We start from the raw sequence: 24,111 nt of genomic DNA on the forward strand, positions 1-24,111 counted from the left end.
GCCTCAGCCGCGGGGCCGGGCAGCCTCCCCCGCCGCTTCCGCCTCCGCCGCCGACTCGTCGGCCGCCGCCAGCAGTGCCCGGCCGTGCGCCCTGGTCCGCTCCCGGGCGGCCTCCGGGTCGGCCGTCGCCGTCCAGGCCACGCAGTACATCAGCAGCCGGCAGACGAAGTTGATCCACAGCAGCAGCGCCACGGGCGTGGCGAAGGCCCCGTACAGGCTTCGCCCGGCGACCGAGCCGAGGTAGGAGGCGAGCAGCGCCTTCAGCAGTTCGAAGCCGACCGCGCCGATCAGCGCGCCGACCAGCAGGTCCCGGCGCCGCTGGCCGGTGATCCCGGGGAAGGGTGCCAGCAGGTAGGCGAAGAGCAGGGTGTCGCACCCTATGGCGATCAGCACGCCCACGCCGGTGAGCAGGTAGCCGCTGCCGAGGCCGATCTCCTCGGCGATCCGCCCGGCGAGCGTCGTCCCGGCGGCGGAGGCGGCCATCGAGAACAGCGACACCAGGCCGAGGCCGGCCAGCACCGCGACGTCCCAGGCCTTGCGCAGCACCGGGTTGGCCTCCTCCTCGGGCAGCTGCCAGAGGTCCCGGATCGAGGTGCGCATGGTGTCCACCCAGCCGAGGCCGGAGACCAGCAGCAGCGCCCCGCCGACCAGCCCGACCGTGCCCGCGTTGGCCACCAGGGACGGCAGGTCGAGCGCGTCCGAGATGCCCGGCAGCTGGTCGGAGATGCGCTTCTGCAGGTCGTTCACCTGGCTGCCGCTGAGCGTGGCCACGGCGACCGCCAGGCCCACCGTGAGCAGCGGGAAGAGCGCGAGGAAGCCGAAGAAGGTGACCGCGCCGGCCAGCCGGTTGCCGCGGGCGGCGGTGAAGTACTCGTACACCCGGTACGGGCGGCTGCGCAGCGCCCGGGCCACCAGCGGGCCGACGACCGGAAGGCGGGTCAGGAAGTCCACCCGACCGGTTATACCGGGCCGTCCCCCGAACGGCCGTCAGACACGGACCTTGGGCGGTGTCCGGCGGTCGACCAGCCGGCGGGCCCGGGCGAGGGCCCGGACGGCCTGGTAGGCGCCGTAGCGGCCGTGGCTGAGCAGCTCGGTGCGCACGCCCTCCACGCCGGCCGGCGGGCGGTAGCCGGCCGGACGCAGCCGGGCGCAGTGCGCGGCGGCGCGGCGGAAGTACTCGCGGCGGTCGCGGGGCGGCACCCGGCCGGGCTTGGCGACCACGGTGTTGAGGTGGTGCAGCATCTTCCCGTAGACCACCGGGCGCCAGCGGTCCAGGTCGGGGCGGCGGTCGAGGAAGGCGAAGACCAGGTCGTACTGGGCGAACACGTCGAAGTGCTTGCGGCTGGCGGTGGCCAGGATGTTGCCGCCCTCCTGGCGCTGGCGGTAGTGCACGCCGATCCGGTCGAGCAGGGTGATGGTGGCGGCGGCGAGCAGCGCCGGGTACGTCCAGGGGGTGTCCTCGTAGTAGCCGGCCGGGAAGACCAGCTGCTGCTCGGTGATGAAGGCGCGGCGGTAGGCCTTGTTCCAGACGACCTGGAGCAGGTCGAGCAGGTCGGGGCGGGCGGCGAGGTCGAAGACGTCCGGGGAGGCGGCGCCGAAGACGTGGGCCGAGGCGGCCCGGGTGATCCGGCCGTCGGCGTAGGTGCGGGCGTAGTCGTAGACCAGGACGTCCGGGTCACCGGTGGCGGCGAGCCGGTCGTCGACGGCCTTCAGCAGGCCGGGGGTGAGGGTGTCGTCGCTGTCGAGGAAGACCACGTAGTCGCCGGTGGCGACCTCCAGGCCGGCGTTGCGGGCGCGGCCGAGGCCGACGTTCTCCGGCAGGTGCAGCACCCGCACCCGGGGATCGGCGGCGGCCGCCTCGTCCAACAGGGCGCCGCAGCCGTCCGGGGACCGGTCGTCCACCGCGATCAGCTCGACGTCGGGGCCGCCCTGGCCGAGGACCGAGTCGAGGCACTCGGCGAGGTAGTCCTGGACCTGGTACACGGGGACGATCACGCTGAAGCGGGGCACGGGGCCCAAGCCTAGTGGCCCGGGGAGGGCCCGGAGCCCGGAGGTAGGATCGGGGCGCACGTACGCACCGATTCGATGTGCGGCCAGGCCCTCACCGGGCTGCCACGCTCCTCCCGAGAAAGGCCTGCGTAGCCGATGGCTCCCCGCCTCTCCATCGTCGTCCCGATCTACAACGTCGAGCGTTACCTCGTCGAATGCCTCGACTCGATCGCCGCCCAGACCTTCACGGACTTCGAGTGCGTCATGGTCGACGACGGTTCGAAGGACGACAGCGCGGCCCTGGCCGACGCGTACGCGGCCAAGGACTCGCGGTTCCGGCTGGTCCGCCAGGTGAACAAGGGCCTCGGCGCGGCCCGCAACACCGGCATCCGGCACATCGACCCGGACTCCGAGTTCCTGTGCTTCGTGGACAGCGACGACTCGATGCCGCCCAGCGCGTACGAGCTGATGATCAACACGCTGGACGAGACCGGCTCGGACTTCTGCACCGGCAACGTGCTGCGGTTCCGCGCGGTGGGCTACTACCAGTCCGGCGGCCACGTGAAGCCGTTCAAGGTGACCAAGCTCAAGACCCACATCACCGAGATCCCGGCGCTGGTCACCGACCGCACCGCGTGGAACAAGATGTACCGCCGGTCGTTCTTCGACGCGGCCGGCCTGCTGTACCCCGAGGGCATCCTGTACGAGGACGCGCCGGTCAGCGTGCCGCACCACTACCTGGCCAAGAGCGTGGACGTGCTCTCCGAGCCGATCTACCACTGGCGCGAGCGCGAGGTCGGCGAGATGTCGATCACGCAGATGCGCACCAACCCCAAGGGCCTGATCGACCGGGTCGCCTCGGTCGAGCTGGTCCGCGGCTGGCTGAAGAAGCAGACCGAGCCGCGTTTCGCCCAGTACCTGCGCTCCTACGACGAGAACACCCTCGTCGAGGAGATCCCGATGTTCTTCTGGTCCGTCGTGGACGGCGACAAGGAGTACCGGGACGCCTACGTCCAGCACGTCAGCCGGCTGCTCCGGGCGATCGGCCCCGAGCAGGTCCGCAAGCTGCGCGCGCCGCTGCGGCTGAAGTACCACCTGACCCTGGCGGGCCGGGTGGACGAGCTGGTCGAGCAGATCAAGTACGAGGGCGAGAGCGGCGGCGGCGTGCAGGCCCGCGGTCTGCTGCGCCCGTACGCGGACTACCCGTTCCTGCGCGGCGGCCGCAAGAGCGTGCCGGCCGGCGTGCTCAAGCTGGACAACTCGCTGGTCATGCGCAGCCGGCTGTACGAGAGCGCCTGGGTGGGCGGGAAGCTCCAGCTGACCGGGCACGCGTACCCGGAGCAGCTGGGCGCGGCGGCCAAGCACGACATGGTCCGCACGCTGGTGCTGCGCGAGGCCAAGGGCCGCCGGGTGGTCGCGGTGCCGATGAAGACCCAGTACAGCCCCGAGGCCACGGCGAGCTGCAACCACGACCTGTACAGCTGTGACTGGTCCGGCTTCACCGTCAGCCTGGACCCGAAGAAGCTCAAGCACCGGGGCCGGTGGAAGGACGGCCACTGGCGCGTCCTGGTGGCCGGCGCGGGCAAGGGCGGGGTGTACAAGGGCCGGATCTCGGCCGGTTGGAGCGACACCGCCGAGTACCTCCCGAGCCACTGGGTCGAGCCGGACGTACGGATCGTGCCGTGGGTCCGGGACAACTTCGTCTACCTGCACGTGGAGACGGTCAAGGCCCGGGTGACCGGCCTGGCCGCGCAGGGCGGCCGGGTGGAGGTCTCCGGCGCCGCCCGTTCCGGGGCGAGCTTCGTCGGGGCCCGGCTGCGGCTCACCCACGTCGAGTCGGACCGCGAGCTGTCCTTCCCGCTGGAGCTGGGCACGCCGGTCGGCACGCTGCAGCCGTTCACGGCCTCCGTCCCGGTGGCCGAGCTGACCGCCGTCCGCGAGGCCTGGGCCGAGCTGGACCCGCTGGCCGCCGGGCGCAGCCGCGACCGCTGGGACAGCGCGCTGCTGCTGGCGGACGGCAGCGTCGTCCGGCTGGCCTGGGACGACCGCAACGCGCCCGAGCCGCTGCACCTGCCGCTGGCCCAGTCGTCGCCGAGCGAGCCGCGCCGGGCCCTCTACTCCAAGCCCTCCCCGGGCGGTCACCTGCAGCTCTGCGACCAGCTGCTGCAGCCGCTGGTGGACGAGGTGTCCGCGCGCGGCGCCGACGGCTTCCTGCTGGCCGGCTCGTTCCCGCTGCCCGGCGCCCACCGCTGGGAGCTGGTGGTCCGGCACCACTGGCGCGAGGAGGAGCACGTCTACCCGGTGGAGATCTCGGACGGCCGGTTCCGCACCGCGCTGCCCGCCGTGCCGACCGCCTCCTTCGCCGGCCGGGTGCCCCTCGCCGCCGGCACCTGGAACGTCTTCTTCCGCCCGGTCGGCGTGCCGGCGGCCGTCCTGCCGAAGGCCTGGGCACTGATCAGCCCGGACTGCTTCGGCTCGCTCCCGCTGGAGGTGGAGTCCCGCGGCAAGCGGATCGTGCTGGAACGGCGCTACCACGACGGGCTCTCGCTGGAGTCGCACTCGGCGCTGCTGCCCGAGGAGCGGGCCGGCTACCGCCAGCGGCTGCTGCGCAGCGACCACTACCCGGCCGCCCGGCGCCTGCCGGTGCGGGACACCGTGCTGTACAACGCCGGGCACGGCAGCGTGTACGCCGACTCGCCGAAGGCGATCCACGAGGAGCTGGTCCGCCGCGGCCTGCCGCTGGAGCACCTGTGGGGCAACGACGACCTGCAGGCCGACCTGCCGCAGTCGGTGACCCCGGTCCGGCTCTGGAGCCCGGAGTGGTTCGACGCGCTGGCGACCGCGAAGTACATCGTCACCAGCACCCACCTGCCCGACTTCTTCGTCCGCCGGCCCGGCCAGGTGGTCGTGCAGACCTGGCTCGGCACCCCGCTGAAGCAGATCGGCCTCGACTTCGAGAAGGTCTGGTTCACCGACTCCAACTACCTCAAGAGCCTGACCCGCGAGGTCCCGAACTGGAACCTGCTGGTGGCCGGGAACACCTGGTCGGCCCCGATCCTCAAGCGCGCCTTCGACTTCAAGGGCGAGATCCTGGAGAGTGGTTCGCCCCGCAACGACCTCCTGTTCGCGGCCGACCGGGAGAAGACCGCCGAGCAGGTCCGCGAGCGGCTCGGCCTGCCCGAGGGCAAGAAGGTCGTGCTGTACGCGCCCACCTGGCGGGAGGACCGGCGGCGGCCGAACGGCGGCTACCAGATCGACCTGCGGATCGACCTGGCGGCGGCCAAGGCCGCGCTCGGCGATGACCAGGTGCTGCTGGTGCGCCGGCACAGCCTGATGTGCGGCCAGATCCCGGGCGCCGGCAACGGCTACATCTGGGACGTGGGCAGCTACCCCGACATGGCGGAGCTGCTGCTGATCGCCGACGTGCTGGTCACCGACTACTCGGCGAGCGTGTTCGACTTCGCCTCCACCGGCAAGCCGATGCTCTTCTTCACCCACGACCTGGAGCACTACCGGGACAACCTGCGCGGCTTCAGCCTGAACTTCGAGGCCGAGGCGCCCGGTCCGCTGCTGGCCACCTCGGAGGAGCTGGTCGCCGCGCTCGGCCGGGTGGACGAGGTCGCGGCCGAGTACGCCGACAAGGCGGCCGCGTTCCGCGAGGCCTACTGCGACCTGGACGACGGCAAGGCCTCCGCCCGGGTGGTCGACGCGATGCTCCGGATGGAGTAGCCCGACCAGAGCCCATCAGGCATCGATCGGGGGCCAACCCGGGCCGTCCGGTCAGGCACCCACTGAGGCGCCCGGCGCGAACCGCGCCGGGCGCCTCGTGGCGTCCGGTTCCGCGTCGGCCTTCTCGAAGGACGAGGGGACGGGGAAGTACGCCCTGAGGAAGGCGGTCACGGCTGCCTCCTGCTCCGCCGGGGAGAGCAGGTCACGGGTGCCGTCGGCCAGGCAGAAGTAGTCCGCCCAGCGCTCCTCGTGCAGCGCCGCGAGCCGGGCGAGGTCCTCGGTGCTGTCGGTGACGAAGTATCCGTCGTACAGGCGCCCCTCCACCGCGCGGGCGGTGGCATGGGCGTAGTGGACGGCCAGGGTGACCGGCGCGAGGTCGGTGGCCGAGCGGAACGGCGAGTGGACGGTGCCGCGGAGTTCGGCGGCGAACCGCTCCGCGCTCTCCGCCAGCACGCTGCGCCGCAGGGGGTGCGGCGCGTGCTTGAGCGTGCGTGGGTAGGTCCGCCCGATGGCGGCGGCCAGGGCGGCCCGGGTGTTCTTCTGGGCGGCGACGTACACCGATTCGCCGGGCTTGGGCTCGCCGGGCGGGATGGTCCGGTCGTCAGGGAAGTACCGGGGCATTCCGTTGCCGAGGAAGAAGTCCTCGGGCACCAGTGCCCGGCCGAGGAAGACGTCGTCATTGACGTACAGGAAGTGCTCGGCGAGCCCGGGGATCAGGTGCAGCCGGGTTTCGATGGCATGGGAGTTGAACACCGGTCCGGCACCGGTGCCCGCGAACAGGTCGCGGTGCGAGATCACGGTCAGGCCGGGCCGTGTGGGGTCCAGCCAGTGCGGCAGCTGGTCGTCGGTGATCAGGAAGGTCCGGCGGATCCACGGAGCGTACGAGGCGAGTGCGCGCAGGCAGTACCGCAGCTCGTCGCGGTTGCGGAAGCGCTGGTCGGCGTCGCCCGCGATGCCGCTGGCGGCCATGCCGTCCTCCGGCGCGATCGGCGCGATCGGCGTGGCCGGCGTGGCCGGTCCGACCGACAGGGGCGACAGGGGCGACAGGGTCGACGTGGCCGGGTGGCGGGCCACCCGGGCGCGAGCGGCGGCGCGGCGTTCCTGCCAGGCGGGGTCGCCGTCGTCGACCCAGGTGATCACGACGTCGATCGGGAAGCGGACCTGGTCCGGCAGGACGGTGGCGAAGGCGTCCAGCAGCGGATAGCCGCGGTCGGCGACGGTCGTGGTCGCGGTGGCCTCCAGCGAGGGCACCCACCAGCCGAACGGGGTTTCGCCGATCGAGGCGATCGCGCCCTCCGAGGGCGCGGCGGAGTCCCAGAACTCGACGTCGCACCCCACCTCGGGCCCGTACAGCACGGTGTCGATCACGGCCGGCCGATAGATCCGCACGCCCTTCACCCGGTCCGCCGGCGCCACCGGCTCGTCGACGGCGCCCGCCCGGCCGGAGCCGCTCGCCTCGGCAGCCCAGAGGTCCTCCAACTCAGTCACTGCAGTGGGCAGTTGCTCGGCCAGGACGGTGCCGAGAGTGCGGCCGTGCTCCAGCAGGTCCGCGTAGACCGCTTGCCCGGCGAAGGCGGAGGCGAGGGCCTTCAGCACCGCCGCCCGGACGCCCGGGGCGATCGCCAGCCGGTGCCGCGGATGCCGGTCGGGCACGATGCCGTGCGCGATGCCGCGCACCGCCAACGCGTCGGCCACCTCGGCCAGGTTGCCGTCGCGACGGGCGCCGGGCAGCAGGTGCCGGCGCGACTCGGCGATGCGGCCCCGGAACCGGGTGACACCGGGGAGCGAGCCGAGCAGTTCCTCCTCGCGCGCGTACCGCGCCCGCTCCAGCCGCTCCAGCGCCGAGACGTCCCGCCGCTGCGCCGACCGGTCCGGCTCCGGCGGCGCGGATCCGGGCCGCCCGCCGCCGGATGACCAGCGGCGGCGCACCCAGGCGGCCGGCAGGCGGACGGCGGCGGAGAGGGTGGTCCGGCCGATGGACACGGATTATCGCTCCCGTGGGGACGGTTGCCGGGGGGAATGGCGCCGGAATGCCCGAAAGTCGGTTCGATGACCGGGTCTTTCCGATCGGGATGAGTCCGGAGATCCAGATGTCATCCGCAGATCGTATGCGGCGAACCGCCCCTTCCTCCAAGCCGCGATATCACTGTCATACATTCATTCGACGCCGATGCGGAAAGCCGCACAGGTGATCGTTTGATCCGACGGAAATGGAGCGCGGCTGAGCTCCATATCCTCACGGAAAGCTGAAAGAACAAGCCGGTGACAGGTCAGAAGACGATGAGAGAAAGGCCCCCACCACCACGGGAAGCGAAACCGAGGAAGCCGGCTGACGCCAGGCCGGTTCAGGAGAACGCGTAGCCGCGCCAGGGCCGCCAGACCTCGTCCGCGTCGAAGCGGGAGAGAGAGAAGCCCGGGACGGTGAAGGAGGCCCGGAAGCCGCGCGCCTGCTCGTACGCCTGGTCCAGGACGTCGTCCGGCAGGCCGTGCGCGACAGTCACGTGCGGGTGGTACGGGAAGGCCAACTCGCGGGCCAGCGGGCCGGAGCGGACGTCCGCCTCCAGCAGCCGGCACTCCTGCGCGCCCTCCTCGACCCGGACGAACACCACCGGGGAGACCGGGCGGAAGGTGCCGCCGCCGCGCAGCAGCATCCGGAACGGCCGGTGCGCTGCCGCCACCGCCGCGAGGTGCTCCTCGATCTTCGGCAGCGCCTCGGCCGGCACCTCGGTCGGCGGCAGCAGCGTGACGTGCGTCGGTATCGAGCGTGCCTGCGGGTCGCCGTGCCCGGCCCGGGTGTCCTGGATCAGCGTCCCGTACGGGTCCGGCACGCTCACGGACACACCGATGGTGACGACCTCCGGGAGGTCGTCACCACCGGGCAGGCGTGTGAGGGGAGTCACCGCTTGGCGGCCGGGAGGAAGCCGATCCGGTCGTACACCGTCGCCAGCGTCTCGGAGGCCACCGCGCGGGCCTTCTCGGCACCGATCGCGAGCACCCGGTCCAGCTCGGCCGGGTCGTCCAGGAAGCTGCGGGTGCGCTCCTGGAAGGGAGTGACCCACTCGGTGAACAGCTCGGCCAGCTCGGTCTTGAGGGCGCCGTACATCTTGCCCTCGAAGTGCGCGACCAGCTGCTCGACGGACTGGCCGCTGAGCGCGGAGTGGATGCGCAGCAGGTTGGAGACGCCCGGCTTCTGCTCCTCGTCGTAGGAGACGACGGTGCCGGCGTCGGTCACCGCGCTCTTGAACTTCTTGGCGCTGGCCTTCGGGTCGTCCAGCAGGCTGACCAGGCCCTTGGGCGAGGACGCCGACTTGCTCATCTTGACGGCGGGGTCCTGCAGGTCCTGGATCTTCGCCGTCTCCTTGAGGATGTACGGCTTCGGGATCGTGAACGTCGGGGCGTAGCGCGAGTTGAACCGCTCCGCGATGTCGCGGGTGATCTCCACGTGCTGGCGCTGGTCCTCACCGACCGGGACGGCGTCGGCCTGGTAGAGCAGGATGTCCGCGATCTGCAGGATCGGGTAGGTGAACAGGCCGACGGTGGTGCTGTCGGCGCCGTACCGGGAGGACTTGTCCTTGAACTGGGTCATCCGGGAGGCCTCGCCGAAGCCGGTGAGGCAGTTCATCACCCAGGCGAGCTGCGCGTGCTCGGGCACGTGCGACTGGACGAACAGGGTGCAGTGCTCCGGGTCCAGACCGGCGCCGAGCAGCTGGGCGGCGGAGACGCGGGTGTTCTGGCGCAGGGTCACCGGGTCCTGGGGGACGGTGATCGCGTGCAGGTCGACGACCATGTAGAAGGCGTCGTTGTCCTTCTGCAGGTCGACCCACTGGCGCACCGCGCCCAGGTAGTTGCCGAGGTGGAACGAACCGGAGGTGGGCTGGATGCCGGAGAGCACCCGGGGACGGTCCTTGACCGGACCAGTGACCGCTGCGTTGACCATGCGGGCCATTGTTCCAGTTCCACCGGTCGCTCAGGAAACCTCCGCCCCCGCGGGCTCGGCCGGTGTGACGGCACTCACCCTCACCCGGGCGATCCGCCGGCCCTCCACCTTGGCCACCGTCAGCAGCACCGCTCCGCCCCCGCGGAGCGGGACGCGGGCCTGGTCGCCGTCCCTGGGCAGCCGGCCGAGCGAGGCGACCAGGCAGCCGGCCACCGTCTCGTACGGGCCCTCGGGCAGGGTGACGCCGGTCTCCTCCTCGAAGTCGCCGAGGTTGAGCAGGCCGTCCAGTTCGATGCCGCCGCCGGCCAGCCGGCGGGTGGTGGCCGTCTCCGGCCGGTCGTACTCGTCCCGGATCTCCCCGACCACCTCTTCGACGAGGTCCTCCAGGGTGACGATCCCGGCGGTGCCGCCGTACTCGTCGACCACGATGGCCAGGTGGTGGCCCTCCCGGCGCATCTCGCCCATCGCCTCCAGCACCCGCTTGGTGCCGGGGAGCAGCTTGACCGGACGGGCGAGGTCGCGGACCTTGACGGCCTGCTCGCCGCGGGCGCCGTAGAGGTCCCGGACGTGGACGAAGCCGACCACGGCGTCGGCGCTGCCCTCGACCACCGGGTAGCGCGAGTGCGGCGAGGTCTCGGCCTGGTGCCGTACCGCGTTCAGCGGGCGCTCGGCGTCGAGGAAGGTCACCTCCGTGCGCGGGACCATCACCTCGCGCAGCTGGCGCTCCCCGGCGGCGAACACGTCGGCGATCAACGCCCGTTCATCGCTGCCCAGTTCGGTGTTGGCCGCGACCAGGCCGCGGAGCTCCTCGGAGCTCATCGAGCCGCGCCCGGCCGCCGGGTCGCTGCCGAGCAGCCGGACCATCAGATTGGTGGAGTGGCCGAGCAGCCAGATCGCCGGACGCAGCGCCACGGACATCACGTCCACCACGGGGGCGGCGACCACCGCGATGGACTCGGCGCGCTGCAGGCCGATCCGCTTGGGGGTGAGCTCGCCGAGCACCAGCGAGACGTAGCTGATCACCAGGGTGAGGCCGACCAGGGCGACCGCGTCGGCCACGCCATCGGACAGCCCGGCCCGGACGAACAGCGGGGCGACCTTGCCGGACAGGGTGTCGGCGCCGAAGGCGGCGGACAGGAAGCCCATGCAGGTCACGCCGACCTGGACGGCGGCCAGGAAGCGGTTCGGGTCGGCGGCCAGGTGCGCGGCGCGGGCCGAGCGACGGGTGCCCTGCCCCTCCAGCGCCCGGATCTGGCCCTCGCGCAGCGAGATCAGGGAGATCTCGGCGACGTTGAACAGTCCGCCCAGCAGGATGAAGACGAGGACGAGCGCGGCGTCCCCGAGTGTTTCGTTCACAGCGGGCCAGTGTAGGTGGCCGGTGCGGACGAGACGCCGGACACGGCGGCGGCCCGCCGCCTCCCGGTCGCGGAAGGGGGCGGGCCGCCGGAACGGACCGGGCGGGCGGGGCTCAGATGAGGCCGAGCTCCTGGACCGCGTCGCGCTCCTCGGTCAGCTCCTTGACCGAGGCGTCGATGCGGCCGCGGGAGAAGTCGGAGATCTCCAGGCCCTGGACGATCTCGAACTTGCCGTCCTTGGTGGTGACCGGGAAGGAGGAGATCAAGCCCTGCGGAACGCCGTAGGAGCCGTCGGAGACGACACCCATGGAAGTCCAGTCGCCCTCGGCGGTGCCGTTGACCCAGGTGTACACGTGGTCGATGGCGGCGTTGGCGGCCGAGGCGGCCGAGGAGGCGCCGCGGGCGTCGATGATGGCGGCGCCGCGCTTGGCGACGGTCGGGATGAAGTCGTTCTCCAGCCAGGCCTGGTCGCTGCCGACGGCCTCGAAGGCCGGCTTGCCGGCGACCTCGGCCTGGAAGATGTCCGGGTACTGGGTGGCGGAGTGGTTGCCCCAGATGGTGACGCGCTTGATGTCCGAGACCAGGGCGCCGGTCTTGGCCGACAGCTGGCCGACGGCGCGGTTGTGGTCCAGGCGGGTCATCGCGGTGAAGCGCTCGGCCGGGACGTCCGGGGCGTTGCGCTGGGCGATCAGGGCGTTGGTGTTGGCCGGGTTGCCGACGACCAGGACCTTGATGTCGTCCGCGGCGTGGTCGTTGATGGCCTTGCCCTGCGGGCCGAAGATGCCGCCGTTGGCCTGCAGCAGGTCGCCGCGCTCCATGCCGGCGGTGCGCGGACGGGCGCCAACCAGCAGCGCGACGTTGGCGCCGTCGAAGGCCTCGTTCGGGTTGTCGGTGATCGTGATGTCCCGCAGCAGCGGGAAGGCGCAGTCGACGAGCTCCATCGCGGTGCCCTCGGCGGCCTTGAGGCCCTGCGGGATCTCCAGGAGGCGCAGGTTCACCGGCACGTCGGCACCGAGCAGGTGGCCCGAGGCGATGCGGAAGAGCAGCGCGTAGCCGATCTGGCCGGCGGCTCCGGTGATGGTGACGTTGACGGGGGTGCGGGTCATTTCTACCTTCTCCAGCAAATCGCCAGGTGCCCCAGGCACACCGGCACTGGAGCCAGGATGATCTCTCGACGTCGAGAGACCGGCGTCAGGTTATCGCAAAGGGAAGCGTACGCCGCGTGTGCGGGCGTGGCTGATGCGTCACAGAACCCCGCTCCCCGGAAACGGGGACGGGGGCGCACGATCGCCCCGCCGCGACCGGAACGGAACGCGCCCGCGGCCCGGGCCGGATCACCGGACGGGGCCGCGGGCGCGCGCGGGCTCAGTGCTTGGGCCGGCCGATCAACTGGCCGATGTTGTCGAGCAGCGGGATCTCCAGCCACGGGTTCGGCTGCGCCACCAGGGTCAGCAGCACGATCGAGGCGCCCAGGAAGGCCAGCACGAGCACGTCGGTGAAGCGGCTGCGCACCGCCAGCATCCCGACCTCGGGCAGCACCAGCCGCAGCACGGCGCCGAGCAGCACCCCGGTGCCGAGGATCAGCAGCCCGTACTTGAAGCCGTCCTTGAAGTCGGCGAACCAGGTGACCGCGAGACCGGCACCGACCACCGACAGGACCAGCGTTATCGGCCACTGCCGGACCGGCAGGGCGTGGTCGCGCCCGAGGGCCGGGGCCGCGCCCTCGGGCGGCAGGGTTCCGGTGGTCTTGACCGGCCTGCGCCGGGACCGCGCCGGTCGCGGTTCAGTCATGCTCGCCGTCCCTCCGGGGTCAGACGCCGGAGCGGCGCTCGGCCGCCTCGACGATGTTGTTGAGGAGCATCGCGCGGGTCATCGGGCCCACGCCGCCGGGGTTCGGCGAGATCCAGCCGGCCACCTCGGCCACGCCCGGGTGCACGTCGCCGACGATCTTGCCCTCGCTGCGGCTGACGCCCACGTCCAGCACCGCCGCGCCCGGCTTGACGTCCTCCGGCTTGACCAGGTGCGGCACGCCCGCGGCGGCCACGATGATGTCGGCCTTGCGCAGGTGCGCGCCGAGGTCGCGGGTGCCGGTGTGGCACAGGGTCACGGTGGCGTTCTCGCTGCGGCGGGTCAGCAGCAGGCCGATCGAGCGGCCGACGGTGATGCCGCGGCCGACCACGACCACCTCGGCGCCGTCGATCTCGACGTCGTGGCGGCGCAGCAGCTCGACGATGCCCAGCGGGGTGCACGGCAGCGGGCCCTCGATGCCCAGGGCGAGCCGGCCCAGCGAGGTCGGGTGCAGGCCGTCGGCGTCCTTGTCCGGGTCCATCAGCTCCAGGACGGGGTTCTGGTCCAGGCCCTTGGGCAGCGGCAGCTGCACGATGTAGCCGGTGCAGGACGGGTCGGCGTTGAGCTCGCGGACGACGTTCTCGACGTCCTCCTGGGTCGCCGTGGCGGGCAGCTCGCGCTGGATCGAGGCGATGCCGACCTCGGCGCAGTCCTTGTGCTTCCCGTTGACGTACCAGCGGCTGCCCGGGTCGTCGCCGACCAGGACGGTGCCGAGGCCGGGCGTGACGCCCTTCGCCTTGAGGACCGCCACGCGGGCGGCGAGTTCGGACTTGATCGCGGCGGCGGTGGCCTTGCCATCGAGAATCTGGGCAGTCATGACCCCATTCTCCCGGATCGCGACCGGCCTCCGTACCGGGGCCGCTGCGGCGACCGGACGGGTACGGAAGGTCCGCACCACATTGCGGTTGCGCCACAGTCTTGGCCCGGCCCGTGGAACCGGCTGGACACGGTACTGCCGTCCGGACGACGATATGCGGGCATCCCCTGCCGCGACCCGGCCCGGTGACGGGCCGACGGATCCCACGGCGGGGGCGTACCCGGGGGAAAGAGCCAGTGATCCGACCACAGCAGACCGAGCAGCCGCCCGACCGCCACGGCGCCGTCCTCGCCGTGCCGCGCCCGTCCCGGCCCGCGCTCGCCCGTTCCTCGTCTCACTGCTGAGCCGGCCCGCGCCCGTCACCGCCGCCGGGCTGTCACTGTGCTCCGATACCGTCCCGTTCCGTCGTCGACCCGACTCGCCGGCCGCAACCGGGTCCTCCGCCGTCCCGTCCCCGCGTCCCGCAACTGCCCGGAGGCATCCATGACGTACCCGCCCGACCCGAACAACCCGTACGGCCAGCCGCCCGCGCCGGGCTACGGCTACCCGCAGCAGGCCCCGCCGCCCGCCCCGGGGTACGGCTACCCGCCGGCCGCGCCGGCCTACGGCTACCCGCCGGCCGTTCCGCAGACCATGCCGGGCCTGGTGATGACGGCCCGGGTGCTGCTGTTCATCGTGGGCGGCGTGCAGACGGTCCTCGCGGTCATCTACCTGATCATCGGGGCTGCCGCCAAGGACGCCACCAACAGCATCAAGCACACGACCAGCGACAACCCGTTCACCGCGATGGGCGACGCCGCCGCCAGCGTGATCATCATCGTCGCCGTCCTGTTCGCGCTCTTCGCCGCGCTCTCCATCACGCTCGGCGCGAAGTTCGGCAAGGGCGGCAACACCGTCCGGGTCACCACCATCGTGTACGGCTCGCTCGGCGGCCTGGTCGGCCTGCTGATCCTGCTGGGCGCCATCTCCGCCGGCACCGCCGTGGGCCTGGTGATGGCCTTCCTGTGGCTGGCGATCAGCATCATATGGATCACCGCGATGTGCGTCCGGGACGGCGTCAACTGGTTCAACCGCCCGCGGTACTGACCGGACGGCACGGACCACGGCGAAGCGGCCCGGCTCCCTCCTCGGAGGGGGCCGGGCCGCTTCGTGCCACTCGGTGGAATCAGTGGAAGAAGTGCCGCGCGCCGGTGAAGTACATCGTCACGCCCGCCTTGGCGGCCGCCTCGACGACCTGCTCGTCGCGGATCGAACCGCCCGGCTGCACGATCGCCTTCACGCCCGCGGCGATCAGGATCTCCGGGCCGTCCGGGAACGGGAAGAAGGCGTCCGAGGCCGCGTACGAGCCCGCGGCCCGCTCGCCGGCCCGCTCGACCGCGAGCTTGCAGGAGTCGACCCGGTTGACCTGGCCCATGCCGACGCCGACCGAGGCACCGTCCTTGGCCAGCAGGATGGCGTTGGACTTGACGGCCCGGCAGGCCCGCCAGGCGAAGGCCAGCTCGGCCAGCTCGGCCTCGGGGAGCGCTTCGCCGCTGGCCAGCGTCCAGTTCGCCGGGTCGTCACCCTCGGCCTGCAGCCGGTCGGCGTCCTGGAGCAGCACGCCGCCGGAGATCGGGCGGACCTCCTGGCGGTTGGCCGGGGCCTCCGGGGCGAGCAGCACCCGCAGGTTCTTCTTGCGGGCCAGCACCTCGACCGCGCCCTCCTCGTAGCCGGGGGCCACGACGACCTCGGTGAAGATCGGGGCGATCTGCTCGGCCAGCTCGACGGTGACCAGGCGGTTGACCGCGATCACGCCGCCGTACGCGGAGACCGGGTCGCACTCGTGCGCCTTGCGGTGCGCCTCGACGACGTCGGCGCCGGTCGCGATGCCGCACGGGTTGGCGTGCTTGATGATCGCCACGGCCGGCTCCGCGTGGTCGTACGCGGCGCGGCGGGCGGCGTCGGTGTCGACGTAGTTGTTGTACGACATCTCCTTGCCGTGCAGCTGCCGCGCGCCGGCCAGGCCGCCCGTGCCGTCGCTGTACAGCGCGGCGCCCTGGTGCGGGTTCTCGCCGTAGCGCAGCACGTCCTGCCGCTCCCAGGTGCCGCCAAGGAACTCGGGGAAGCGCTCGTCGCTCGGGGCGTAGCCGGCCTCGAACCAGGAGGCGACGGCCACGTCGTAGGCGGCGGTGTGGGCGAACGCGGCACCGGCCAGGCGCTTGCGGGTGGCCAGGTCGAAGCCGCCTTCCTGAACGGCCTTCAGCACGTCGGCGTAGCGGGCCGGGTCGACCACGACGGCCACCGAGGGGTGGTTCTTGGCGGCGGCGCGGACCATGCTCGGGCCGCCGATGTCGATCTGCTCGACGCACTCGTCCGGGGTGGCGCCGGAGGCGACGGTGGCCTTGAACGGGTAGAGGTTGACCACGACCAGGTCGAAGGGCTCGACGCCCAGTTCGGCCAGCTGCGCGCGGTGCGACTCCAGCCGGAGGTCGGCCAGCACGCCGGCGTGCACCCGGGGGTGCAGCGTCTTCACGCGGCCGTCCAGGCACTCCGGGAAGCCGGTCAGCTCGGAGACCTCGGTCACCGGGACACCGGCGGCGGCGATCCGGCCGGCGGTGGAGCCGGTGGAGACGATGGCGACCCCGGCGGCGTGCAGGCCCTGGGCCAGCTCCTCCAGACCGGTCTTGTCGTACACGCTGATCAGCGCGCGACGGATCGGACGGATGTTCTCCGAAACGGGCGGCGTGGTGGAGCTCATGCCGGAATCCATACCTTTCGGTCCTCGATGCGGTGACCTTCGCGGGCCAGCCGGCCCACGACGTCGACGAGCAGCTTGCGCTCGACAGTCTTGATGCGCTCGTGCAGCGCGTCGCCGCCATCGGCGTGGTCGGCGTCGGCGACCTCGACGACGCCCTGCGCGATGATCGGCCCGGTGTCCACCCCGGCGTCGACCAGGTGGACGGTGCAGCCGGTGACCTTCACCCCGTACGCGAGCGCGTCGCGGACGCCGTGGGCGCCGGGGAAGGCGGGCAGCAGCGCGGGGTGGGTGTTGACGATCCGCCCGGCGAAGGTCGCCAGGAACCCGGGGCCGAGGATCTTCATGAAGCCGGCCGTGACCACCAGGTCCGGCTGGTACGCGGCGACGGAGGCGGTCAGCGCGCGGTCCCACTCGGCGCGGTCCGGGAAGTCCTTCACCCGGTGGACGAAGGTCGGCAGACCGGCCTTCCCGGCGCGCTCCAGGCCGGCGATCCCGTCCCGGTCGGCGCCCACGGCGACGATCTCGGCGCCGTAGGAGGGGTCGGCGACGGCCTCGATCAGCGCCTGCAGATTGGTGCCGGAGCCGGAGACCAGCACCACCAGGCGGGCCGGTCCGGGCGTGCGGGGCGGGAAGAGCTGGGCGGGGGCGGCGGCCACTGCGCGATTCTCCGTAGGTCGGGCGCCGTCCGCTGGTACGTCCACCGGCGGTGGGGCCACTACGAACGGCAGGTCGAGCGAAGGGGAACACCAGGGGAACCCGCCGCGACGCGGACCCCCGGGAACCGATGTGAGCTGCTGACCGTCACCACGATAACGGCTGGTCGGATGGCCTCCACACGCTCCAGGCGGCGCTACGCGCGTAGTTGAGACGGGGATCTCCTCGCGGGCCCGGTGCACCCCGGGCGCGGGCCTCCGCGGCCCCAGGCGCGGGCCCCCGCCGGGCGCTCGAACGACTGCGGGATCATGGGGGGACGCGGAGACCGCTCCGACCCGAGACCCTCCGCCCGGGCCCCGACCGAGAAGGAATGGCTGAACCGATGAGCAGCGGCGACGACAACGGCGAGCACAACCCCTTCGCGCCGCCGCCGGCGGACGCCCCGGACCAGCCGTGGCAGCCGCGCGGCGGCTGGCCCGGTCAGGGCCCCGAGGGCAACGGCGGCCAGGGCGGCGACCGCCCCCAGCTGCCGCCGCCATGGGGCCAGGGCCTCGGCGACGGCCGCCCCGGCCAGCGCCCGCCCGCCCCGCAGCCGCCCCGGCTCGACCCGGCCAACCCGGCCCACCGCCGGGCCCGCAACGCCGCGCTGGCCGGGCCCTTCGCGCTGCTCTGCCTGTTCGCGGAGTTCCCCTGGGTCGCGCTGCTGGCCGCGCTGCTCGCGATCTACTGGGGCGTCAGCGCACTGCGGGCCAAGCAGCCGGCGCCCGGCGGCACCCCGGCCGGGACGGTCCCCGGGGCCCCGGCGCCGAACCCGCTCACCCGGGCGCCGAACCCGCTCACCCCCGCCGCGCTCGCCGGGATCCTGACCGGCGCGATGACCGTCGCGATGGTCGGCCTGATGATGGGGCTCGGCGTCTACTACCAGGACTACGCGACCTGCGTCCGGGACTCGCTGACCACCGTCGGTGCCGAGAACTGCGACCGGTACGCGCCGCAGTGGTACGTGGACTTCACCGGCAACGCCGAGTAGGCGACGGGCCGAGTGGCCTCCCGGTGTGTGGCCCCGCGCTGAGGGGGCGACGGGCTGGGCGGCGACGGGCGGGCGGCGGCGGCGGGTTCAGCCGGTGGGGCCCGGCTCCGACAGGCGTAGCACCAGGGCGTACGTACCGGCGCGCAGCCGCAGTGCGCTCCGGCGCGCCGGTACCGAGAGCCGGGCGCACGCGCCCGGGGCGGCCGCCGGGGTCCGGTGGGCCGCCGGGCCGACCGCGCGGTGGCGCACCAGCAGGGCCCCCGGAACGGCGACCAGCGCGAGCCAGCCCGCCGCAGCCAGGCCGGTCCACCACGGCACCGGACCCAGCCAGGCCATCCGGCCGCCCGACAACGCCCCGCCCGACAGCCAGCCCAGTACCGCCGCGCCGGCGCCGAGCAGCAGCGCGGCCGCCAGCGCCGCCGTCACCGTCGCGGCCGGCGGCCAGGGCGCCCCGTGCCCGTCACCGTCACCGCGCCCGTCTCCCCCAGCGCGCCCGTCACGTCGCCCCTCACCGCCGGTGCGCCCGCCCGGGAAGGGCCGTCCGGCCGCCGCGCGGCCCAGCAGGACCGCGGGCACCAGCCCCACCAGCAGCGGCAGCGCCAACGCCGCCAACCGCCAGCCGCCCGGGCCCTCCTCGGGCAGCAGGGCGAACAGGGGGAACTCCGGCACCCGGCCGAGCTCCGTGCCGCCCGGCGACACCAGCGTGCCGGCGCCCACCGCGAACCCCGGGCCCAGCGCGTACGCCGCACCCCACAGCACGGCGTTCGGCAGCAGCACCACGGTGAGCAGCAGCAGCCCGAGCAGGGCGGCGGGGCCGCCCCTGAGCAGCGCCATCCCGCGCCCGCCACCGGTCACCGCGTCCAGCGCCGCCGCCACCGCCACCAGCGCCCCGCCCACCGCGACCAGCCCCGCCCCCGCCGCCCAGGCCGAGCGCCGCACCGCGGCCGTGCCGCCGGTCGGCCGCCAGCCCGGGGGCAGCCGGTCGAGCAGGGGCCGGCCCACGGCCGGACCGGGCCGCGCCGAGCGGACCCCCGCGGCGACCGCCAGCCCGGCGAGCAGGCCGACCGCCAGCAGGTCCGGCAGCACCCGGCTGCGGAACGGGCCGGTGCCCGCACAGTGCAGCGCCACCGCGACCGCCACCGCGCAGTAGCCCGACCACAGCGACAGCGGACCGCTCCAGGACGACCGCAGTCCGCGCCGGGCCACCACTGCGGCGCCCGCCCGGTACAGCCGCACCACCGCCAGGGCGGCGAGCAGCAGCGGAGTGACGGTCAGCGGGGCGTCCCCGTCCCCGCGCAGCACCGGCGCGCCGTGCCCGAGCAACCAGAGAGTGCCCGCCAACCGGGTGGCACCCGCCGCGCCCGAGTCGGCGTACGGTGTCACGATCCAGAGCCCGACCACCGGTACGGTGACCACCGCGAGACCGACCAGCGCCGTCCGCACCCCCGTCAACAGGTCGGCCAGCACAGGGCGTCCGCCCCAATCGCCAGGCGCTTCCAGGATCGGACGGCCCATCAGCTGTGTCATGGGGCTCATGCTGCCAAGGCGACTCGCCATGCTCCGTGAAGCGGCAAACCGCCGCCGTGTCCCAGATTATTGGCTTATGCGCCTTTTCAGACCCTGCCCCCCAGCCGCCGGAGCCCCGGCCCGGAGCGTCTGATGACCACGCCCCCCACCCGCGCCACCGATCCGCTGCGGACACTGACACCCCGTGAGGCCCAGGCCATCACCCACCTCGCCGCCGGTCACGACCTCCAGCACACCGCCACCGTCCTCGGGGTCACCCCCAGTACCGCACGCAACTACCTCCACCGCGCCATGCGCAAGCTCGGCTGCCCCACCGAATCCGCCGCCGTCGCCCTCATCAGGACCGCACCCCCCGCCGGGCCGGACCGACGGCCCCCGGATCCGCCCGCCGGCCTGCGAGCGGCCCCCACCGCCACGGGAGAACACGGCGGCATGACGGCGGACCCGACCGCGATCGGCAACCCGACCACCGACGGACCCGGCGGGAACGGCCGGGACCACCGGTCCCCCGCCGTCGGCACCGGGCGAGAGCCGGACGGCCGCGCGTCCTCCGGGCCGGCGGCGTCCCCGGAGCCGCCACCCGGGCCGGCCGCGGGCCGACCGGGCCAGCCGGCGCGGGCCCGTACGGCGGAGGCCAAGGAGCCGAAGGCCCCCGGCAGCGAGGGCCGGGCGGCCGCTCGGGGTGATGCGGCACACAGGACGCCCCCGGATACGGCCCCGACTCCGTCGACGGACACCGAAACCGGTGCAGACACGGAAGCGGACACGGGCACGGAAACCGGCACGGGCACGGCCGAGGAACAGCGCGCGGCCGCACACCCGTCGGTCTCCCCCGCTCCGACCGTCCGCGAGCAGCGGCCCCGGCCCACCGCCCGGCAGGACGCGCCCACCGCGCCCGCCGCCCCGGAGCGGCAGACGCCCGCGCCGCGGACGGAGACGACGGCAGCGCGCCTCGAGCGCGGCAGCGCTCCTCCGCCCCTCCGGGGCGCCCCGGCGCCCGCCGCCGACCGCAGGGAGCGCATCGAGCTGGCGCTCACCGAGGCCGGGAGCGGGCGGGACCTCTCGGAGGAACCCACGGCGAGCTTCGACGACCTCTACGAGCAGGCGCACACCCGGCTGGCGCAGCAGGTGTTCCTGCTGACCGCGTGCCGGCACCGGGCGGTGCACTGCGTGCGGCGGGCGTTCGGGGAGGCGCGGCGCGGCTGGGACGAGGTGGTCCGGTCGGACGATCCGGAGGGGTGGGTGCGGGTGCGGGCGTGCGAGCTGGCGCTGTCACCGTGGCACCGGGGCGGCCCGCGGCGGGCGCACGCCTGGGCGCTGCCGCACCGGCGGATCAAGGTGCGGCCGGCCGACGAGACGCAGGCGGTGCTGCCGGACCACGACCGGCTGACCGACCGGGACAAGGCGCTGCTGAAGGCCCTGCGGCGGCTCACCCGGCCGCAGCGGCGGGCACTGGTGCTGCACGACGGCCTGGGGCTTCCCGCGGCGGCGATCGCGGTGGAGGTGGAGTCCACCCGGGCGGCCGCCGAGGGGCGGGTCTGGGCGGCCCGGGCGGCGCTGGCGCAGTGGGTGCCGGACCTGGTGGGGCCGGACCCGACGGCACCCGGCTTCGCGGACGGGCTGAGCGCGCTGCTGCACCGGGCGGCGGTGCGGGGGTGTCCGGAGCCGCACCGCGCGCCGGTCCCGGTGCTGCGCGCCCAGCACCGGCTGTGGACGGCGAGCCGGACGGGCGCGGCGGCGCTGCTGACGGTCGCGGTGGGCGGGGCCACGTTGGCGACCCTGGCGGGGCTGCGCCCGGCGGCGCTGTTCCAGCCGAGGGAGCAGCCGACCCCCGCGCTGTGCGTACCGGCCCCCACCGCGGAGATCGCCCCGCCCGGGGTGCCGCTGCTGCCGGGCGGGGCGCCGAACGCCATCGCCAGTCTGTGGTGCAGCCCGGCGCCCGGCCTGGAGGCGGTGGTGGTGGACCGGCAGCCGCAGGCGATCGCGCGCTGGGAGCTGCCGCCCTCGGCGGTGGTCCAGGCGCCACCGCCCCGGCAGGGCCCGGAGGCCTGCCCGCTGTGGTCCCCGCTGCCCTGCACGATCGGCCCGAAGCGCTGAAACGGCGGAGCCGAGACGACGGAGTGACGACGGAGGTGACGGCGGAGCCGAAACGGCGAGCGCCCCCGCCCGGGAGGGCGGGGGCGCTCACTGCGCCGGGTGCGGGATCAGGCCTGGGCGGCGATGATCTCGCGGGCCAGGCGGGCGGTCTCGGACGGCGTCTTGCCGACCTTGACACCGGCGGCCTCGAGGGCCTCCTTCTTCGCCTGGGCGGTGCCCGAGGAGCCGGAGACGATGGCGCCGGCGTGGCCCATGGTCTTGCCCTCGGGGGCGGTGAAGCCCGCGACGTAGCCGACGACCGGCTTGGTCACATTCTCCTTGATGAAGGCCGCGGCACGCTCCTCGGCGTCGCCACCGATCTCACCGATCATGACGATGATCTCGGTCTCCGGGTCCTCCTGGAACGCCTTGAGGGCGTCGATGTGGGTGGTGCCGATGACCGGGTCACCGCCGATGCCCACGGCCGAGGAGAAGCCGATGTCGCGCAGCTCGTACATGAGCTGGTAGGTCAGGGTGCCGGACTTCGAGACCAGACCGATCTTGCCGGAGCTGGTGATGTCGGCCGGGATGATGCCGGCGTTCGACTGTCCGGGGCTGATCAGGCCGGGGCAGTTCGGGCCGATGATCCGGGTCTTGTTGCCCTTGGAGCCGGCGTGGGCCCAGAAGGCGGCGGTGTCGTGCACCGGGACGCCCTCGGTGATGACGACGGCCAGACCGATCTCGGCGTCGATGGCCTCGACCACGGCGGCCTTGGTGAACGCCGGCGGGACGAAGACGACGGTGACGTCGGCACCGGTCTTCTCCATCGCCTCGGCGACCGAGCCGAACACCGGGATCTCGGTGCCGTCGACGTCGACCGTGGTGCCGGCCTTGCGCGGGTTGACACCGCCGACGATCTGGGTGCCCGAGGCGAGCATGCGGCGGGTGTGCTTCATGCCCTCGGAGCCGGTCATGCCCTGAACGATGACCTTGCTGTCCTTGGTAAGGAAGATAGCCATGGTGTGAAAGTCCCCTTCCTTACTTGTTGGCCAGCTCGGCGGCGCGGTCCGCGGCGCCGTCCATGGTGTCCACCTGCTGAACCAGCGGGTGGTTGGCGTCGGTCAGGATCTTGCGACCCAGCTCGGCGTTGTTGCCGTCCAGACGGACGACCAGCGGCTTGGTGACCTCCTCGCCCTTCTCCTCGAGGAGGGCCAGGGCCTGCACGATGCCGTTGGCGACCGCGTCACAGGCGGTGATGCCGCCGAAGACGTTGACGAAGACCGACTTGACGTCGGGGTCGCCCAGGATGATCTCCAGGCCGTTCGCCATGACCTCGGCCGAGGCGCCGCCGCCGATGTCGAGGAAGTTGGCGGGCTTAACGCCGCCGTGGTTCTCACCGGCGTAGGCGACCACGTCGAGGGTGCTCATGACGAGGCCCGCGCCGTTGCCGATGATGCCGACCTGGCCGTCGAGCTTGACGTAGTTCAGGCCCTTGGCCTTGGCGGCGGCCTCCAGCGGGTTGGCCGCGGCCTTGTCCTCCAGCGCCTCGTGCTCGGGCTGGCGGAAGTCGGCGTTCGCGTCCAGCGAAACCTTGCCGTCGAGAGCGATGATCTTGCCGTCACCGGACTTGATCAGCGGGTTGACCTCGACGAGGAGGGCGTCCTCCTTGACGAAGACGGTCCACAGGGTCTGCAGGACCTCGGCGATCTGCGGGGCGACGTCGGCCGGGAACTTCGCGGCGGCCACGATCTCGGCGGCCTTCTCCGCGGTCACGCCCTCGTTCGCGTCCACCGGGATCTTCGCGAGGGCCTCGGGCTTGGTGGCCGCGACCTCCTCGATGTCCATGCCGCCCTCGACGCTGGCCATGGCCAGGAAGGTGCGGTTGGCGCGGTCGAGCAGGTAGGAGACGTAGTACTCCTCCTGGATGTCCGCGGTCTGGGCCAGCATCACCTTGTGCACGGTGTGGCCCTTGATGTCCATGCCGAGGATCTGCTCGGCCTTGGCGACGGCGTCCGCCGGGTCGGCGGCGAGCTTGACGCCACCGGCCTTGCCTCGGCCACCCACCTTCACCTGAGCCTTGACGACGGCGCGGCCGCCGAAGCGCTCCGCGATGGCGGCAGCGTCTGCGGCGGTCTCGATGACATCGCCGTCAAGCACGGGCACACCGTGCTTGGCGAAGAGGTCCCTCGCCTGGTACTCGAACAGGTCCACGTGTTTGTCCTTGTTCGTGGTCGCGGATTGTGTCTCTACGAGCGTGCCACGGCAGGATCTTCGCTGCGGGTCGTCGGGGCGGTGCGGGTACGCAGAGGTACGGCCTTGCGGCCCACACAGCCACGGGCGCACACGTCAATCAACACGCGCGTCACGTCCGTCTGGCAGGTTATCCCCGTGGGACGGGCCTGTTCCGCCCGG

General features: G+C 73.2%; 18 protein-coding genes. 4 read left to right on the forward strand and 14 right to left on the reverse strand.

What is annotated here, in order from left to right; all coding sequences use genetic code 11:
* Nucleotides 1–3: 3 nt before the first annotated feature.
* Together ACZ4WV_RS03460 and ACZ4WV_RS03465 are read right to left on the reverse strand one after the other, a co-directional pair.
* Nucleotides 4–951: a YihY/virulence factor BrkB family protein gene (locus ACZ4WV_RS03460; protein ID WP_465742335.1), complete on the reverse strand. Its 948-nt coding sequence runs from the start codon at nt 949–951 to the stop codon at nt 4–6.
* A gap of 36 nt (nt 952–987) precedes the next feature.
* The gene (locus ACZ4WV_RS03465; protein ID WP_465742337.1) at nt 988–2,010 is read right to left on the reverse strand and encodes a glycosyltransferase family 2 protein; all 1,023 of its coding nucleotides are present in this window, start codon (nt 2,008–2,010) and stop codon (nt 988–990) included.
* Between the two features lie 135 nt (nt 2,011–2,145).
* On the opposite strand from ACZ4WV_RS03465, the gene ACZ4WV_RS03470 reads away from it, so the two are divergent.
* Nucleotides 2,146–5,718, forward strand: a complete 3,573-nt coding sequence (locus ACZ4WV_RS03470) for a bifunctional glycosyltransferase/CDP-glycerol:glycerophosphate glycerophosphotransferase (RefSeq protein WP_465742339.1) — start codon at nt 2,146–2,148, stop codon at nt 5,716–5,718.
* 51 nt (nt 5,719–5,769) lie between these two features.
* On the opposite strand, the gene ACZ4WV_RS03475 is transcribed toward ACZ4WV_RS03470, so the two are convergent.
* The 7 genes from ACZ4WV_RS03475 to ACZ4WV_RS03505 form a co-directional block, all read right to left on the reverse strand.
* Nucleotides 5,770–7,701 carry a stealth conserved region 3 domain-containing protein gene (locus ACZ4WV_RS03475; protein ID WP_465742341.1) on the reverse strand — a complete coding sequence of 644 codons (1,932 nt, stop codon included), beginning with the start codon at nt 7,699–7,701 and terminating at the stop codon, nt 5,770–5,772.
* A 362-nt stretch (nt 7,702–8,063) separates the two neighbouring features.
* Entirely contained in the window at nt 8,064–8,552 is a 489-nt protein-coding gene (locus ACZ4WV_RS03480) for a 2'-5' RNA ligase family protein (RefSeq protein ID WP_465742343.1), read from the reverse strand.
* 62 nt (nt 8,553–8,614) lie between these two features.
* The gene (gene trpS / locus ACZ4WV_RS03485) at nt 8,615–9,655 is read right to left on the reverse strand and encodes a tryptophan--tRNA ligase (RefSeq protein ID WP_465742345.1); all 1,041 of its coding nucleotides are present in this window, start codon (nt 9,653–9,655) and stop codon (nt 8,615–8,617) included.
* 30 nt (nt 9,656–9,685) lie between these two features.
* Entirely contained in the window at nt 9,686–11,011 is a 1,326-nt protein-coding gene (locus ACZ4WV_RS03490) for a hemolysin family protein (protein WP_465742347.1), read from the reverse strand.
* Nucleotides 11,012–11,123: 112 nt separating this feature from the next.
* Entirely contained in the window at nt 11,124–12,116 is a 993-nt protein-coding gene (locus tag ACZ4WV_RS03495; RefSeq protein WP_465742349.1) for a malate dehydrogenase, read from the reverse strand.
* Between the two features lie 259 nt (nt 12,117–12,375).
* Nucleotides 12,376–12,801: a DUF3017 domain-containing protein gene (locus ACZ4WV_RS03500; protein WP_465742351.1), complete on the reverse strand. Its 426-nt coding sequence runs from the start codon at nt 12,799–12,801 to the stop codon at nt 12,376–12,378.
* 19 nt (nt 12,802–12,820) lie between these two features.
* Nucleotides 12,821–13,675 carry a bifunctional methylenetetrahydrofolate dehydrogenase/methenyltetrahydrofolate cyclohydrolase gene (locus tag ACZ4WV_RS03505; RefSeq protein ID WP_465742353.1) on the reverse strand — a complete coding sequence of 285 codons (855 nt, stop codon included), beginning with the start codon at nt 13,673–13,675 and terminating at the stop codon, nt 12,821–12,823.
* A gap of 483 nt (nt 13,676–14,158) precedes the next feature.
* Between ACZ4WV_RS03505 and ACZ4WV_RS03510 the strand changes: the two genes are divergently transcribed.
* A complete protein-coding gene (locus ACZ4WV_RS03510) occupies nt 14,159–14,761 on the forward strand; it encodes a hypothetical protein (RefSeq protein ID WP_465742355.1) in 603 nt (200 codons plus the stop codon).
* 79 nt (nt 14,762–14,840) lie between these two features.
* Here the strand turns inward: ACZ4WV_RS03510 and purH are convergent, their stop codons facing one another.
* Together purH and purN are read right to left on the reverse strand one after the other, a co-directional pair.
* Nucleotides 14,841–16,412, reverse strand: a complete 1,572-nt coding sequence (purH, locus tag ACZ4WV_RS03515; RefSeq protein ID WP_465742357.1) for a bifunctional phosphoribosylaminoimidazolecarboxamide formyltransferase/IMP cyclohydrolase — start codon at nt 16,410–16,412, stop codon at nt 14,841–14,843.
* A complete protein-coding gene (gene purN / locus ACZ4WV_RS03520) occupies nt 16,409–17,068 on the reverse strand; it encodes a phosphoribosylglycinamide formyltransferase (protein WP_465742359.1) in 660 nt (219 codons plus the stop codon). Before purN ends, purH begins: the two co-directional genes overlap by 4 nt.
* A gap of 380 nt (nt 17,069–17,448) precedes the next feature.
* On the opposite strand from purN, the gene ACZ4WV_RS03525 reads away from it, so the two are divergent.
* A complete protein-coding gene (locus tag ACZ4WV_RS03525; RefSeq protein ID WP_465742361.1) occupies nt 17,449–18,096 on the forward strand; it encodes a hypothetical protein in 648 nt (215 codons plus the stop codon).
* Between the two features lie 87 nt (nt 18,097–18,183).
* On the opposite strand, the gene ACZ4WV_RS03530 is transcribed toward ACZ4WV_RS03525, so the two are convergent.
* Entirely contained in the window at nt 18,184–19,623 is a 1,440-nt protein-coding gene (locus ACZ4WV_RS03530) for a cell division protein PerM (RefSeq protein ID WP_465742363.1), read from the reverse strand.
* Nucleotides 19,624–19,755: 132 nt separating this feature from the next.
* On the opposite strand from ACZ4WV_RS03530, the gene ACZ4WV_RS03535 reads away from it, so the two are divergent.
* Nucleotides 19,756–21,720, forward strand: a complete 1,965-nt coding sequence (locus ACZ4WV_RS03535) for a sigma factor-like helix-turn-helix DNA-binding protein (protein WP_465742365.1) — start codon at nt 19,756–19,758, stop codon at nt 21,718–21,720.
* A 107-nt stretch (nt 21,721–21,827) separates the two neighbouring features.
* On the opposite strand, the gene sucD is transcribed toward ACZ4WV_RS03535, so the two are convergent.
* Nucleotides 21,828–22,718 (reverse strand): succinate--CoA ligase subunit alpha, encoded by an 891-nt coding sequence (gene sucD, locus ACZ4WV_RS03540; protein WP_465742366.1) that lies wholly within the window; start codon nt 22,716–22,718, stop codon nt 21,828–21,830.
* Nucleotides 22,719–22,737: 19 nt separating this feature from the next.
* On the reverse strand, nt 22,738–23,910 hold the full coding sequence (sucC, locus tag ACZ4WV_RS03545; protein ID WP_465742368.1) for an ADP-forming succinate--CoA ligase subunit beta: 1,173 nt from the start codon (nt 23,908–23,910) through the stop codon (nt 22,738–22,740).
* Nucleotides 23,911–24,111 lie beyond the last annotated feature (201 nt).

It is taken from the genome of Kitasatospora sp. NPDC029312 (assembly GCF_055569215.1).

Excerpts from the sequence above, each read along its gene's own strand:
- trpS (WP_465742345.1), bottom strand. The coding sequence starts at position 9,655 with ATGGTCAACGCAGCGGTCACTGGTCCGGTCAAGGACCGTCCCCGGGTG.
- ACZ4WV_RS03510 (WP_465742355.1), top strand. The coding sequence starts at position 14,159 with ATGACGTACCCGCCCGACCCGAACAACCCGTACGGCCAGCCGCCCGCG.
- ACZ4WV_RS03525 (WP_465742361.1), top strand. The coding sequence starts at position 17,449 with ATGAGCAGCGGCGACGACAACGGCGAGCACAACCCCTTCGCGCCGCCG.
- purH (WP_465742357.1), bottom strand. The coding sequence starts at position 16,412 with ATGAGCTCCACCACGCCGCCCGTTTCGGAGAACATCCGTCCGATCCGT.
- ACZ4WV_RS03535 (WP_465742365.1), top strand. The coding sequence starts at position 19,756 with ATGACCACGCCCCCCACCCGCGCCACCGATCCGCTGCGGACACTGACA.
- sucD (WP_465742366.1), bottom strand. The coding sequence starts at position 22,718 with ATGGCTATCTTCCTTACCAAGGACAGCAAGGTCATCGTTCAGGGCATG.
- ACZ4WV_RS03495 (WP_465742349.1), bottom strand. The coding sequence starts at position 12,116 with ATGACCCGCACCCCCGTCAACGTCACCATCACCGGAGCCGCCGGCCAG.
- ACZ4WV_RS03505 (WP_465742353.1), bottom strand. The coding sequence starts at position 13,675 with ATGACTGCCCAGATTCTCGATGGCAAGGCCACCGCCGCCGCGATCAAG.
- ACZ4WV_RS03470 (WP_465742339.1), top strand. The coding sequence starts at position 2,146 with ATGGCTCCCCGCCTCTCCATCGTCGTCCCGATCTACAACGTCGAGCGT.
- ACZ4WV_RS03530 (WP_465742363.1), bottom strand. The coding sequence starts at position 19,623 with ATGACACAGCTGATGGGCCGTCCGATCCTGGAAGCGCCTGGCGATTGG.
- ACZ4WV_RS03500 (WP_465742351.1), bottom strand. The coding sequence starts at position 12,801 with ATGACTGAACCGCGACCGGCGCGGTCCCGGCGCAGGCCGGTCAAGACC.